General features: G+C 68.8%; 16 protein-coding genes. 7 read left to right on the top strand and 9 right to left on the bottom strand.

Annotation, left to right across the window (positions count from 1 at the left end):
* The first annotated feature begins 68 nt into the window (after positions 1 to 68).
* Together BLW38_RS16090 and BLW38_RS01330 are read left to right on the top strand one after the other, a co-directional pair.
* Positions 69 to 224, top strand: coding sequence for a DUF7559 family protein (locus BLW38_RS16090; RefSeq protein WP_177167390.1), 156 nt, complete (start codon positions 69 to 71; stop codon positions 222 to 224).
* A 1-nt stretch (position 225) separates the two neighbouring features.
* Complete coding sequence (locus tag BLW38_RS01330) at positions 226 to 690, top strand: Hsp20/alpha crystallin family protein (protein WP_092813238.1); 465 nt, start codon at positions 226 to 228, stop codon at positions 688 to 690.
* A gap of 6 nt (positions 691 to 696) precedes the next feature.
* Here the strand turns inward: BLW38_RS01330 and BLW38_RS01325 are convergent, their stop codons facing one another.
* Positions 697 to 2,172 (bottom strand): hemolysin family protein, encoded by a 1,476-nt coding sequence (locus BLW38_RS01325; RefSeq protein WP_092815444.1) that lies wholly within the window; start codon positions 2,170 to 2,172, stop codon positions 697 to 699.
* Between the two features lie 244 nt (positions 2,173 to 2,416).
* Between BLW38_RS01325 and BLW38_RS01320 the strand changes: the two genes are divergently transcribed.
* The 3 genes from BLW38_RS01320 to BLW38_RS01310 all read left to right on the top strand — a co-directional run bounded on the left by BLW38_RS01320 (position 2,417) and on the right by BLW38_RS01310 (position 5,809).
* Entirely contained in the window at positions 2,417 to 3,028 is a 612-nt protein-coding gene (locus tag BLW38_RS01320) for a mechanosensitive ion channel family protein (RefSeq protein ID WP_092813235.1), read from the top strand.
* An 82-nt stretch (positions 3,029 to 3,110) separates the two neighbouring features.
* Positions 3,111 to 4,940, top strand: a complete 1,830-nt coding sequence (locus BLW38_RS01315; protein ID WP_092813232.1) for a radical SAM protein — start codon at positions 3,111 to 3,113, stop codon at positions 4,938 to 4,940.
* Between the two features lie 2 nt (positions 4,941 to 4,942).
* Entirely contained in the window at positions 4,943 to 5,809 is an 867-nt protein-coding gene (locus BLW38_RS01310) for an MBL fold metallo-hydrolase (RefSeq protein ID WP_092813229.1), read from the top strand.
* Between the two features lie 22 nt (positions 5,810 to 5,831).
* Here the strand turns inward: BLW38_RS01310 and BLW38_RS01305 are convergent, their stop codons facing one another.
* The 8 genes from BLW38_RS01305 to BLW38_RS01270 all read right to left on the bottom strand — a co-directional run bounded on the left by BLW38_RS01305 (position 5,832) and on the right by BLW38_RS01270 (position 12,360).
* On the bottom strand, positions 5,832 to 6,356 hold the full coding sequence (locus tag BLW38_RS01305; RefSeq protein WP_092813226.1) for a hypothetical protein: 525 nt from the start codon (positions 6,354 to 6,356) through the stop codon (positions 5,832 to 5,834).
* A 25-nt stretch (positions 6,357 to 6,381) separates the two neighbouring features.
* Positions 6,382 to 7,347, bottom strand: a complete 966-nt coding sequence (locus BLW38_RS01300; RefSeq protein WP_092813223.1) for an adenosylcobinamide amidohydrolase — start codon at positions 7,345 to 7,347, stop codon at positions 6,382 to 6,384.
* Positions 7,340 to 8,356 carry a threonine-phosphate decarboxylase gene (locus BLW38_RS01295; protein WP_092813220.1) on the bottom strand — a complete coding sequence of 339 codons (1,017 nt, stop codon included), beginning with the start codon at positions 8,354 to 8,356 and terminating at the stop codon, positions 7,340 to 7,342. The genes BLW38_RS01300 and BLW38_RS01295 overlap by 8 nt, the downstream gene beginning before the upstream one ends.
* A gap of 94 nt (positions 8,357 to 8,450) precedes the next feature.
* A complete protein-coding gene (locus tag BLW38_RS01290) occupies positions 8,451 to 9,191 on the bottom strand; it encodes an NTP transferase domain-containing protein (protein ID WP_321166941.1) in 741 nt (246 codons plus the stop codon).
* The gene (gene cobS / locus BLW38_RS01285) at positions 9,176 to 9,997 is read right to left on the bottom strand and encodes an adenosylcobinamide-GDP ribazoletransferase (protein ID WP_092813217.1); all 822 of its coding nucleotides are present in this window, start codon (positions 9,995 to 9,997) and stop codon (positions 9,176 to 9,178) included. The genes BLW38_RS01290 and cobS overlap by 16 nt, the downstream gene beginning before the upstream one ends.
* Positions 9,994 to 11,013 (bottom strand): adenosylcobinamide-phosphate synthase CbiB, encoded by a 1,020-nt coding sequence (gene cbiB / locus BLW38_RS01280; protein WP_092813214.1) that lies wholly within the window; start codon positions 11,011 to 11,013, stop codon positions 9,994 to 9,996. Before cbiB ends, cobS begins: the two co-directional genes overlap by 4 nt.
* Complete coding sequence (locus tag BLW38_RS01275) at positions 11,010 to 11,630, bottom strand: HAD family hydrolase (protein WP_092813211.1); 621 nt, start codon at positions 11,628 to 11,630, stop codon at positions 11,010 to 11,012. Before BLW38_RS01275 ends, cbiB begins: the two co-directional genes overlap by 4 nt.
* A 124-nt stretch (positions 11,631 to 11,754) precedes the next feature.
* Positions 11,755 to 12,360: a translation initiation factor IF-2 subunit beta gene (locus BLW38_RS01270; protein WP_092815437.1), complete on the bottom strand. Its 606-nt coding sequence runs from the start codon at positions 12,358 to 12,360 to the stop codon at positions 11,755 to 11,757.
* Positions 12,361 to 12,582: 222 nt separating this feature from the next.
* Here BLW38_RS01270 and BLW38_RS01265 point away from each other — a divergent pair, with 222 nt between their 5' ends.
* Complete coding sequence (locus BLW38_RS01265) at positions 12,583 to 13,230, top strand: double zinc ribbon domain-containing protein (RefSeq protein WP_092813208.1); 648 nt, start codon at positions 12,583 to 12,585, stop codon at positions 13,228 to 13,230.
* 217 nt (positions 13,231 to 13,447) lie between these two features.
* The gene (locus tag BLW38_RS01260; protein WP_092813205.1) at positions 13,448 to 13,630 is read left to right on the top strand and encodes a ribbon-helix-helix domain-containing protein; all 183 of its coding nucleotides are present in this window, start codon (positions 13,448 to 13,450) and stop codon (positions 13,628 to 13,630) included.

The following is a 13,630-nucleotide window of genomic DNA, read 5'->3' as shown; positions in this document are numbered from 1 at the left end:
TCAGAAGGACCTCCCGAAACGGCGTCGGCTCCACCGTCCTTAAGCCGACGGCAGCCCAACCGAGGAGTATGCCCGCGACCAAGGAGATCACCTGCGACGACCCCGACTGCGAGCTCGATATGTTCGAGAACCACTACACCTACGACGTCCCCGAGGACCACACCGTCGACGACCTCCGGTGTCCCTACTGCGGTGGCCGGGACCTCTCGCTCATCGAGGTGTGAGATGACGGGGGTGTTCGACGTCGGCCGGACCGCCATCCGGAGCGCGCTCGAGCGCGTCGGCCGGGGCTGGGGATCGATCCAGGAGCGACGGCCCCTGGATCACGACCTGCTGGAGGGTCCGGACGCCTACCGCATCGTCTTCGACGCGCCCGGGGTTCACCGCACGGACGTCGACGTCCGATTCGTCGATCGCACCGTCGAAGTGTACATGGAGCGCGATCGCGGGAACCGGGATCGGGACGGGTTCGAGTGGGTCTTCCCCGGTCGCGGCCGGTCGCTTTCCGGGACCGCCACGCTGCCGACCGACGCCGAGGTGACCCCGACCGGCGCGGAGGCGACCCTTACCCGATCGGGGACGCTTGAGGTCACGATTCCGAAGGACGCGGCGGCGGGATCGGTCCACGTAACCGAGGAGGATGCGGAGAACGGACTAATGTCGGACGCGGAGTCCGACGACGCCGAGTAGGACGCGTCAGGTCTCGGATTCGGAACCGGACGTGTCACCGTTCGACGCCGTCTCCGTGTTTTCGGACGCTCCCGCTTCCGTGTTCTCGCCCGGCTCCGTCTCCGGGTTCTCGTCCGACTCCGGCTCCGAGTTCTCACCCGATTCCGACCCCGATCCGTCGCTTTCGGACCGAACGACGAGCGTCGAGACGCGCATCCCCTCGACGTCGGTCACCTCGAAGGCGTAGCCGTCGAGCGTGACGCGGTCGCCGACCGTCGGTTGCCGGTCGAGCCGCGACAACACGATCCCGCCGATGGTCTCGACCGCGTCGTGGTCGAGGGCGGTCCCGAGTTCCGCGTTGACCGCGGTGATCGTGACCCCGCCGTCGACCGTGAGCGAGCCGTCCTCGCGGCGCTCGATCCCGGGTTCGGACTCGCCACCGGCGACGTCGAACTCGTCGCGGATGTCGCCGACGACGACCTCCACGATGTCCTCGATGGTGACGATCCCCGCGAGGACGCCCCACTCGTCGATCACGGCGGCCATCTGGGCGTTTCGACCCTGCAGGTCCGACAAGAGCGTGGCGACGTCGGTGGTCTCCGGAACGGCGTGGATCTCACGGGAGATGTCGCCGGCAGTCGGCTCCGCGTCGGACGCACCGGTGGTCTCGGTGGCACGGAGAACGTCCTTGGCGTCCACGAGGCCGACGACCTGGTCGGGATCGTCGGCGTCCACGACCGGATATCGGGTATGGCCGGCGTCCACGACCACCGACCGGAGGGCCGGGATCGTGAGATCGTCCGTCACGGTTCGGACGTCGGGGCGGGGTACCATCACCTCTCGAACGGTGACGTCGTCGAGATCGAAGACGCGGTCGATCATCTCCACCTCCTCGGCGCCGACGTGGCCCTCCTCGCCGGCGTGGGACAGTGCCATCCGAAGCTCCCGCTCGGTGAGCGTCTCGTCGGTCTCTGAGGCCGGCGGCACGCCGAGCAGCCGCGTGAAGGCGTTTGCCGTCCCGTTGAACACGATGATGCCCGGCAGGAAGACGTAGTAGAAGAACTGCATCGGCGCGGCCACGAGCAGCGCGATCCGCTCGGCCTGTGCGATCGCGATCGTCTTCGGTGCCAGCTCGCCGAAGACCACGTGGAGGAACGTGATCACGCTGAAGCCGATCGCGAACGCGACTAGGTGGACGATCTCGGCCGGGAGGAAGTCACCGAGAACGGGTTCGATGAGCGCCGCCACCGCGGGCTCGCCGATCCACCCCAGTCCGAGCGAAGCGATCGTGATCCCGAGTTGAGTGACCGCGAGATAGTCGTCCAGGCTGTCCATCGCGTCCGCAAGCAGCCCTGCGCCGGTTTTTCCCTGTTCAACCATCGAGTCGACCGCGGTCGCACGGACGCGAACGTACGCGAACTCCGCGGCGACAAAGAAGCCGTTCAGGGCGACGAGCACCAGCGCGAGGAGGACCCGGCCGACCGAGAGTGCGACGTCTACCATCGCGCCCCCACCGGTCCGAGTTCGTCGAGACGGGGTGTCCGAACGACTCGTGAGGCGATCGTCGATCGCGGCGACCGGGATCCGTGGATCATACCCCACCTACAGCCGGTCATCACTAAACGCTACTGTCCGACGACCGGATCATCTCCACGCCAGGAGGAGAGCAGAAAAACGACGACCGAGGCGATGTCCCAACCCGTCGGTGGCCCGAACGACTTTCGGCACCCGGAGAAAACAAAGCGATATGTCACCAAGCAACGTCCTCATTCAGTCCGCCGGGTCGATCGGCGGACGGATCCTCGCCGAATTCCTCGAGGACCTGATCGCCGCGATCCCGCGGATCGTCTCGGGGGCCGTCTTCCTGCTGTTCGCGTACCTCGTCATCAAGGTCGTCCTGACGGTCACCCGAACCGTTCTCGACCGGGTGTACCCCGACGAGGAACGGCTCATCGTCGACCTCTCGGTGGCGGTCGTCGGACTGTTCTGCTGGTTCGGGGCCGCGCTCGCGCTGTTGACGATCGTCGGCCTCGGCGAGGTGGCCGCCAGCCTCGGAACCGCCGGCGGGTTCATCGGGCTCGGCGTCGCCTTCGCGCTGAAGGAGATGATCGCGGACACGGTCGCCGGCGTCTACCTGCTGAAGGATCCGGATTTCACCCCAGGTGACCGGGTCGAAACGGCCTCGGTGTCGGGAACGGTCTCGGAGATCGGCCTCCGAAAGACCCGGATCCGGGCCGACGACGGGGAGCTCGTCGTCCTCGCGAACCGCGACGTCGAGAAGAAGTGGACGAACCGCTCGCGCACGGCGGCAACGACGACCGACGGAGCGACGGGGACGACGTCGTCGAGTACCGAGTAACGCCGCGGGACGTTCGGAAACCGCCGGAACGCCGAGCCGCACATCCGCGCCGTTTTACCGTCTCGGGCGAGTACCACGGCCTATGACCGATCCGTCCACGCGCGGCGGGGGGGCGGCCGACCCCGCCGACCTCGCCGTCACGATCGTCGACGGGTACGTGGACGAGCCGGCGCACTTCGGCGTGCCGCCGTACCTCTCCACGTACCCCCGTTACACGGCCGGTGCGCTCGTCGACGCCGGCGTGCCGGAATCGTCGATCACCTATCACACGATCGACGAGCTCCGCGAGGACCGACACAAGCGGGCCGACGTCGCGAACGCGGACCTGTTCGTCTACGTCGGCGGGATGACCGTTCCCGGCAAGTACGTCGGCGGCACGCCGGCGGAGCCGGACGAAGTCCGCGAACTCGGCTGGACCGCCGACGGAGTGACGCTGCTTGGCGGCCCCGTCAGATTCGGCGTCGGCGAGGAGAACGCCGGCGCACAGGAGACCGAGCGCGACGACCTCGATTACGACTTCGTCGCGAAGGGCGACGTCGAAGCCGCGGCGTACGACCTCGTGACCAACGGGCTCGAGGGGTTCGGCAACCGGATGCGCGAGACGCAGGAAGGTGACCGCTGGGCCCGTCGCGGCGCGTTCGTGGTCGAACAGCACCCGAACCACCCCGACTACCTCATCTGTGAGCTGGAGACGTCGCGGGGCTGTGCCTACCGGTGTTCCTTCTGCACCGAGCCCCTGTACGGGAACCCGTCGTTCCGTGAGGCGGATGGGGTGGTCAGCGAAGTCGACGCGCTGTCCGACCGCGGCGTCGACCACTTCCGGCTGGGGCGGCAAGCCGACATCCTCGCGTTCGGCGGCGACGGCGAGGCGCCGAATCCCGACGCGCTCCGCCGGCTCTACGGCGGCATCCGGGAGGCCGCGCCGGGCCTCGAAACCCTCCACCTCGACAACATGAACCCGGTGACGATCGTCGACTATCCCGAACGTTCCCGGGAGGCGATCCGGATCATCGCCGAGCACAACACGCCCGGCGACACGGCGGCGTTCGGCCTGGAATCGGCCGACCCGGTCGTCCGCGAGGAGAACGACCTGCTCGTCTCAGCCGAGGAGTGTCTCGAGGCCGTCCGCGTCGTCAACGAGGAGGGCGGCTGGCGACCCGGCGACGAGCCCGGGACGACGCCCGGGGGCGACGACCGCGTCCGCGGTCCCTCGACCGGACCGAACGCATCGCCACGGCTCCCGAAGCTGTTACCGGGGATCAACCTCGTCCACGGGTTGCAGGGGGAGCGCGAGGAGACCTTCGAACATAACCGGCGATTCCTGCAGCGCGTCTACGACGAGGGACTACTGCTCCGCCGGATCAACATCCGGCAGGTGATGGCGTTCGCGGGCACGGAGATGTCGGAGACGGGCGCCGAGATCGCCGAGGACCACAAACGGCAGTTCAAACAGTACAAACAGGAGGTCCGTGAAACGATCGACAACCCGATGCTCGAACGCGTCGTTCCTCGCGGGACGGTCCTACCGGACGTCCACCTAGAGTACCACCAGGACGGGATGACCTTCGGCCGGCAGATCGGGACGTACGCGCTGCTCGTCGGGATCCCCGGCGAGCGCGAACTCGGTCGGACGATGGACGTCGCGATCGTCGACCACGGCTACCGGTCGGTCACCGGCGTCCCCTACCCGCTGGACGTGAACGCGGCCTCGATGGACGAGTTGACGACGATCCCGGGGATCGCACGGTCCACCGCCGGCGACGTCGTGGTCGAGCGCCCCCACGCGAGCCTCGAGGAGGTCCCCGTGGAAACGATCGACCTCTCGGCATACTGCGTCGCAACCGACTCCGACCCGGCGACGATCCCCGGACTGGAGGAACCGGGGAATCCGGCCGCCGGCAGGAGCGACTAACGATGGCTCGGGACGCCGCTGACGGTCGGTCGTCCGACGCGTCGGACGGTCAGTCATCGGGCGCGACCGACACAACGGAGCCGATCCGACGGATCTCCCTCGAGGTGCCGACGCGTGCGCCGAGCGGCGCGACCAACGCGTACCTCGTCGACGACCTCCTCGTCGACCCCGCTGCCGAGGACCCCGAACTCGACCGCCTCGCCGATTCCGGGCGGATCGACCACGTCGCCGTCACGCACACGCACGCCGACCACGTCGGCGCGGTCGCCGACTACGCCGACCGTGCGGACGCGACGGTCTGGGCGCCCGCGGCGTTCGCTGACCGGGTTGCCGACGCGACCGGCGTGGCCCCCAACGCGACGTTTACCGACGGCGACACGCTTGGTGAGGACGGACCGACCGCGCTGGAGACGCCCGGCCACGCGGTCGACCACGTCGCGTTCGCGGTCCCGGACCACCGGCGTCACGAAGCCGGCGAGGCGATCCTCTGCGGAGACCTCGCCGTCGCCGAGGGCAGCGTCGTGGTCGGCCCGGGCGGCGGCGGACTGATCGCGTACCTCGAGAGCCTTCGGCGGCTTCGCGACCGCACCCCGACCGCCCTGTACCCCGGACACGGCCCCGCCATCGAGGGTTCGGAGGCGGTCACGGCGGCCCTCGATCGACTGATCGACCACCGGCTCGATCGGGAGACGGCGGTCCTCGAGGCGGTGGAGACCGGCGCACGCGACGTGGACGCCGTGGTTGATGCCGCGTACGAGAAGGACCTCACGGGCGTGGCCGACCTCGCCCGTGCGACCGTTCGTGCCCACCTCGAGAAGCTCCTCGCTGAGGGCCGCATCGGCGACGAGTGGCGGGCCCGGATCCCGTGACGCGCGGCGAGCCCGATCGACATCACTCCCCGGCGTCGACGGACCGGGACGCGGACTGCGGATCCGCGTCCGGATCGTCCGAATCGCCCGGATCGGGATGTCGACGATGGAGGACGTACTCGAGGATGGTTCTGACGAGGACGGCCACGAGGACGAGCCCCCCGAGCGCGACGCCGACGAACAGGACGCCGATCGCGCCCGGCCCGGGCAGGTCCTCCGGCAGGGTCGCGATCAGGACGACGAAGGCGCCGCCGGCGGTCACGGTGAGTACCACCTCAAGCACACGGACGACGACGTACACCGGCCGGTCACCGAATCGACCCAACGGCGCGTCGTCGGTCGCCAGCACTCGGTAGCCGACGACCACGGTCTCCACGAGCACCACGAGACCGAGGAGCGGGCCGAGGAAGGCGACGATCAGGAGAGTGCGAAGCAGTCCGACGGGGGTGAGGCCGGTCAGCGCTGCGATCGTGGCGAGACCGGTCACCAGGACGGCGGCGAGCTTGCAGGTCTGGAGAGGCGAAGCGACGGGGAACCGGGCGGACATTCCGGTTCGGTGTTTTCGCCACCACCTATAAATCCCCTCCCGGATCGGCGTCCGTCTCGACACGCGTGACCGTCGCACGGCCGTCAGCCACGACCCCGTGGTCCGCGTCCGCGACGTCGGTCGGGATCCCGTCGTTCGAACCGTCGGAATTTCCGGACATATCGGAACCCGTAGCCACCTCGCCATATCGCGATCGAAGCGACGCTGTGACCGCATCGCGCACGCAAACGCGCGTCGCCCGCCCGACCGGCGTGGCGCTGCCCGAGAAGGTCGCCGGCTCACCGTCGGGGTCGTCGGCGACGATGACCGCGTCGGAGGTCGTTCCCGGGAACCCGGTCAGCGCGAGCAGCGTCGCCGCTTTCGCCTCGGCGACGACCGTGAGCAGGTTCGCGAGCGCGCCGTCCGAAAGCGATCGCGTGGTGCCCGCGACGAGATTGACGGTGCCGGCGTGGTGGCGGTCGGGAGCGTGGCGCGGGTCGACGTCGTGCCGTCGGTCGTTGGCGTGACGCGAATCGGCGTCGTGCCGGCGATCGGCGGCGGCTTCGTCGGCGCACCCAGCTCCAGCGGCGTCGCGACGCCCGTCGATCGGGAGGGCAGCCGGGTTGGATATCCCGGCGGTCGCGAGGACCGCGACCGACCCAGCCCGCGCGATCCGGGCATAGGACTGATCGACGCCGGTGAGAAGTGCTGGAGCCGCGTCCGGCCCGACCTCCCCATCGAAGTCCGCGCGGTCGAGCCGGTCAGCGACATATGCCCGCAGGTCGCGAGCGTCGAACCCCGTGGGTACGGTGACGTTGTAGGCGGCGTCGGCGACCCGTCGTCCGCCGTCGAAGCCGGTCGAGAGGAACCGCGTCCCCGGCCGTACCAGCCGACAGACGCCGTCCGAGACGGTCGTCTCGAAGACGGGAACGGGAGCAGCCGGTGACGCCGGATGGGGGTCGGTCGCCGACTCCGGAGGGGATCCGCCCGACGTCGAGGGACGATCAGACATCGAGCGCCTCGAGAAGTCCGTCGTTCTCCGCAGGTCGTCGGACGGCGATCCGGACGTGGCTCTCGAGCGTCCGGAACGTGCGGGCATCACGGATCGCGTACCCGGCTTCCCGGGCAGTTTCGAGGAGCGCGTCAACACCCACATCGTCGGCGCTCGAGACGTCGACGAGGAGGAACGGCGCGTCGGAGGGGTGGACGGTGAACCGCGATCCGAGCCGGTCGGCCATCCGGTCTCGCTCGCTCGCGACGCGCTCGCGCGTCCGATCGAGGAAGTCGGTGCACTCGAGACAGTGCGCGCCGACCGCCGCGGCGGGCGTCGCGAGTCCCCACGCCGGTCGCGCGGTTTCCAGGGCCTCCCGCCACTCGTCGGTCGCGACGAGAAAGCCGGCCCGGAGTCCGGGAAGCCCGAACACCTTCGTCAGCGATCGAGCGACGATCACGCCCGACTGGGAGCCGAGGCTCGAGGCGTCGGTGAAATCGAGGAACGCCTCGTCAACGAGCAGCGGCGTGTCGGCGGATCGGCACCGGGCGGCGAACGCTTCGCGCTCGCAGCGTCCCGGGAGCTCGCCGGTCGGGTTATTCGGAGTGCAGACGATCGCGAGCGCGTAGCCAGTCGGATCGGCCTCGAAGATGGTGTCGTGGGGAACGAACTCGGGCGTCCCGCCCTGCAGTCGAACCTCCCGGGCGTACTCGCCGAAGGAGGGTTCCGGGAGGAGGACGCGGTCGCCCGGATCGACGGCGATCGCACAAACGAGGCGGATCCCGGCCAGCGCGCCGGCGGTCGGAACCACCTGTTGGGAGTCACAATCCAGATACTCGCCGGCCGCCGTCCGGAACTCGGCATAGCCGTCGGACGGGTACCGGCGTGCGGCGGCGCGGGCGGCGTCGTACACCGGCGTGACCCCGGCGGGGGACTCCGGGTTGGTATTGGCGCTGAAGTCGACGACCGACCGATCGTTCGTCCCGCCGTGTGGGACGCGATCGGTCCGTGTGAGGGCGTCGCGGTCCATACGTCCGGAACCGACGCCGCGGACACAAAGGTTCCGTTCGCGGAGACGGCGAGGAGACGGCGGAGATGGCGGGGACGGCGACGAGGGTGAGCAGTCAGCAGCCGTCGGGAGACGATGCGACCCGCTTTCGAGCGATCCGGAGGTCACCGGGACGGTTGACGTTGATCGCGAGGGCCGGATCGTCGACGACCCGAACGGTCTCAGGTGCGTCCTCGCTGCCGACCACGTTCAACCCGGTCGGCGCGACCTGCATTCCATCGACCGTCATCGTGGTATCCGCACTGACGCCGAGGTCGTGTTTCGTTGAAGCCGGGACGCAGACGGTGAGCGACTCGCCGTCGGATCGCCGGGTCGCGTGGTCGACCGCCGCAGAGACGTGGTCCGGACGAAGCAACGGAAGATCGGCCACGGCGGTGATCGCCGGCGGATCGACGTTCTCGAGTGCCGCCTGCAGGTCGGCGACGTAGCCGTCCCCCGATCTCTCCCGAACGGTCAGGGCGGGACGATCGTCCCGGTCCACGGGACGGTCGAGGCCGTCGCCGCCATCGGGGCCGTCGAGGCAGTCAACCCTCGATCGAAGATGTGCGAGCGTCTCGGGGGTGTGCGGTGACGCGACGGCGTGGATCGCGTCGACCGCATCGGACCGTCGAAGTGCCCGGACGACTCGATCGACCATCGGTTCGCCGCCGACGCGAACCAGAGGCTTCTCCGCGATCGCATCAACCGTCGGCTCGCCGGCGAGCCGGGTCCCTCGGCCGCCGCACAGGACGATCGCGGGAACGTCGACGTGATCGTCCGCGATATCGTGACCGTCCGCAGCTACACGATCGCCCACGCGATCACCCCCGCGTGCAGCGCCAGGGCGCGGCCGACCTCGTTGATCGCGCCGAAGACGTCCCCGCTGACGCCGCCGAGCCACGACCGCGTCCGATGGACGACCACCAGCGCGACCGCCGGGCCGGCACACAGCGCGGCGAGGACGGCGAGTAGCGTCCCCGCCGGGACGTCGAACAGGACCGGAAGTGCGATGACGACAGCCGGAAGAGCGACCGTGACGACCGGGAGCGAATCGGCTGGGGTCGCCGGATCCGCAAGACCGGACCCTAATCCCTCGTGAGCTGCGGTTCCGAAACAGACCGCAAGCGCCATCCCGAGCTTCGCCCCGACCTCGGCCGCGAGGATGATACCGGCGGCCACGAGGGGATTCATCGTCGGGAGCGCGATCGCGGCGGCGCCAAGCGTGGTCACGAGCAGCGTCACCCCGAGAAGGAGGACGCCGCCGACGCCGAGATCGGCGTCCGCCAACACCGCACGGCGGCGGTCCGGGTCGTGAGCCGCGACCGCGTCGCCCAGATCCGCCACTCCGTCGGCGTGGGTGACGCCCGAAAGGGCGTACAGGAGACAGAGATAGCCCGCGACGATGGTCGGCCAGGGTATCGACGCGAGCCCGGCGGACAGGACGAACGCGGCAAGCGCGATCCCGATGACCCACCCGACGACGGGGATCGTCCACGGGGACGTCCGAAAGTCGTCCCAGTCGCTCCGGCGGCCACCGGAGATCGGGAGCCGGGTCAGGAACGTGACGGCGCCGCGAACCGCACCGATCCGGCGACGTATCGGGCCTCGTGTCGACGACGTCATCCGGCGGTCACCACCCCCGTTCCCGCAACGTACACGTCGAGAGCCAGACAGCAGCCGACCGCACTCACGATGCCGAGCCAGGCTGCGCGATTCACGAGTCGGATGCCACGCCGCGCCGCCGCTGCAGTCGGCAGATCGGCGGCCGGACGGAGGACGTACGTCCCCGGCTTCTCGAGCCGAACGTCCAGGACCGACGCGATCGTCGCCATCGGCCACCCCGAGTTGGGCGAGTCGGGACGACGCGCCCACCGGCGAGCCGCGAGCAGCGACGTCGGGCGTCCGGCCGCGACCGCGAGCACGAGCGCCGACAGCCGCGCGGGGATCCACATCACGAGATCGTCGAGGCGTGCCGGAGCCCAGCCGGCCCGGCGCGGGCGGTAGCCGAGCATCGAGTCGAGGGTGTTGACCCCCTTCACCCACGCCGCGGCACCGGTCGCGACGGCGAGGACGGAGCCGGTCGTGAGTGCACCCGTGGTAACGTCCGCGACGGACGCCACCACCGCTATCACACCCATAACCGCGGCGGCGGCCGTGAACGCGGTGAGAGGGGCGATCAGCCCATCTGCGAGGTTCTCGGCAGCGCTTTCGACCGCGGCGGATCGAACGTGGGCCGCCGACAGCGTGTCCGCATCGCGTCCGGCAAGTGCGCGCAGTGCCTCGCGGGCGGCCGGGAGATCCGCGTCGGAGTCGGCAAGCGAGACGACGCGTTCGGCGGTCTCAATGAGCAGTCGCCGACTGAGACACGTGTACAGAACAACCCCGGCGAGAACGCTCCCCAGCAGGGGATCGACCCATCCTGCCACCACCACGGGGACCGCGGCGACGACGGCGGCGAACCCGGCAGGAACGAGGACGGCGATCACGACGCCGACCGACCGGGTGTCGGGAAGCGTCCGATCGATCCGGTCGACGATGGATCCGAGAACGGCGACCGGATGGACACGTGCCGGCGGTTCGGCGATCGTCGAATCGAGGGCGGCCGCCACGAGCACCGCGAGGGCGGCCGCCCGGATCACCGCCTGGCCTCCAGCCGGGTCGGGAGCTCCGTGAGCGAGGTCTCGGTGACGTCGATGAACCGTCCGCCGGCCGACTCGATAGCTCCATCAACGGCCGGATCGTCGCCGACGTGTGTGAGGTCGGCGGCGGTCGTCCCGAGCGCCTCGGCGGCCACCTCGAAGGCACGAGAATCGGGCTTTCGCCAGCCACAACCGATGCTCGTCGTCACGGCATCGAACTCCCCGCGAAGTCCGCTGCGGATGAGCGTTCGGGGAACGAGTTCCGGAACCGAACAGTTGGAGAGTATCCCGACCGGACCGCGATCGTCGGCGGCTCGGATCGCCTCCAGGGCACCATCCCGGCGGGTCACGTCGGGGTCGAAGGCGGCAACGACCGCGTGCCGGGCGGCGTTGTCGGACACGTCGACCTCACGGGAGTCCAACGCGGCGGCGACGTGTGCCGGCAGCGGCACCTCGGCACCCTCTGGGGCGTCGATGTGAACCTCGCCGTAGGCGACGTGCCAATCGTCCGGGACTCGAACCCCGCGCGATTCGAGTTCGCGGGCGACCGCCTCCGCGGGATCGATCGGGTAGTCGATGTCGACGAGCGTTCCGAAGAGATCGAAAGTGAGAGCCACGTTGGCGGCCGTACGACGAGGATCGGATTGAACCTGTCGGTCGGTTCGATCGGCTGGAAGCGGTCCGATCGAAACGGCACGGAGCCCGTCCGATCGAGACGCTCGGGCGTCTACCCCCGGACGGCTAGACCTGTCGAGCGAACGCGAGGTTCCCCGAGACGTTCTCGATGTAGGCGCGGACGGTGTCGCCCTCCTGGGCGCCGGGGACGAAGATCGTGTAGTCGCCGCGTTCGGCGACGCCGTCGCCCTTCCGGCCGGTGCCGACGATCTCGACCTCGTAGGTGGTTCCCTCCTCGACGGTCTCGGAGCGGCGCTGGGTCGTGGACGTCTGCTTGGCGACGGGGCGGAAGGCACCACACGCCTCACAGCGAAGCATCGGCGTGCGGTCTTCGGTGACAAGGCGCGTGTCCGGGAGGCCACACTCCGAGCAGGTCACGTAGGAGGCGATGTAGGCGTCGAGGGCCGACTGAAAGTCGTCGGCTCGGAAGTTGCCGTTGTAGCGAGCGACGCCGTTTTCGTACTGGCCGGCGGTCCCCAGTTCGCGCTGGATGTTGGAGTGGACGTGCTCGGGGTCACGCGAGAGCGCGTCGGCGATCGCCGAGAGGTTTGTCAATCGGGTGAAGGCACCGTCCTTCTGAGCAGTCGGGTCCGGGACCTCGAGGCGCTCGTCCGAGCCGCCGAGATCCGGCAACTCGTCGATCGCGCGGTCGAGACTGGCCTGGTAGTCCATACAGTCGGGAGACGGCCGTGACGGAAAGCGTTTCCGGGTTCGTCGATCCGGTGCGTTCCGGTCGGTCGATCGGTGCGTTTTCGAAGCCACCGATCACGGACGCCGGGTCGAACGGACCGTCCCGATCGATCGGGCTGTCCGACGCTCGTATGGCGGCTGACGGACGACCGTCAGACACGGAGGAAGATACTTATAGGACCCACGGATATCCGTATTCGAGCGATGAGCAAGATCACGTTCCGCGCCGCCGACGACCTCGTCGAGCGGTTGGAGGAGTACGACGCCTCCAAAAGCGAGGTGATGCGCGAGGCGTTGCGCACCTATCTCGAGTCGGCCGAGCCGGCCGACGGGGAGCCCGGACGGGACGTGACTGCAGGATCCGGATCGTCGACGGGGGAGAGCTCGGAGACCGCAAGCGGGATCGACGCCACGATCGCCGACCGTGTCGACGAGTTGATCGCCGATCGGCTGGATGCGGCACTCGACGACCGACTCGGTCGACCGGCCACACCCGATCACGGCGCGTATACGCCCGCGAGCGGGTCCGAGATCAGCGTAAACGTCACACTCGACGGGGTTCGTGCCGACGAGTCGGCCGTCGAAACCGACGAGGACGCCGACCGATCGACGATGACCGACGAGCGTATGACACACGGGGATGAGTCGGCTGAACGTGCGCAAACGGACCGTAAAACGTGCGCAAGCTGTGGTGATGAAATGCCGGAAGACCACGTTTACTGTCCGAATTGCGGGGAAAAGCGATCGCATCGCGTGTTCTGTGAATGCGGCGACGAGATCCGGTCGGATTGGGCGTTCTGTCCCGGCTGTGGCCGAAGAACCCCTGCGGCCGACGTCCTCGATAACCCCTAGGACGGTGTAAACAGGGTTGTTCGGCTCGTATACGCCGTTTTTCCGATGACGTCTTACAACGGGCGGTACTTTTAAGTATCTTCCATCTGTGCGTTCATCTGCGTAAGACGGTCGTCTTACAGACGGCCGCCGCGGCGGCGATCGACTCGCCGTCCGGCGGTTTACGTGTGTAAGACCCAATGACACGCGATGTCACCGTCTTACCGGGGGAATGACAATGGAGCGTGTGACACTACGAATCCCGAAACAGCAGATAGAGGAGGTCGAACAGATGGTCGAAACGGGCGAGTTCCCGAACCGGAGCGAGGCGATCCGGTCGGCGGTCCGTGAGATGTTGAACGAACAGGACGGCGAATACAACAGCCGTCGGCGCACTGAGCGCAGCTGGGCGAAGGTGTAA

The organism is Halopenitus malekzadehii, from assembly GCF_900108505.1.
Taxonomy (GTDB): Archaea; Halobacteriota; Halobacteria; order Halobacteriales; family Haloferacaceae; genus Halopenitus; species Halopenitus malekzadehii.
The sequence above is the reverse complement of the archived record's forward strand: the minus strand, read 5'-3'. Positions and strand labels throughout refer to the sequence as shown.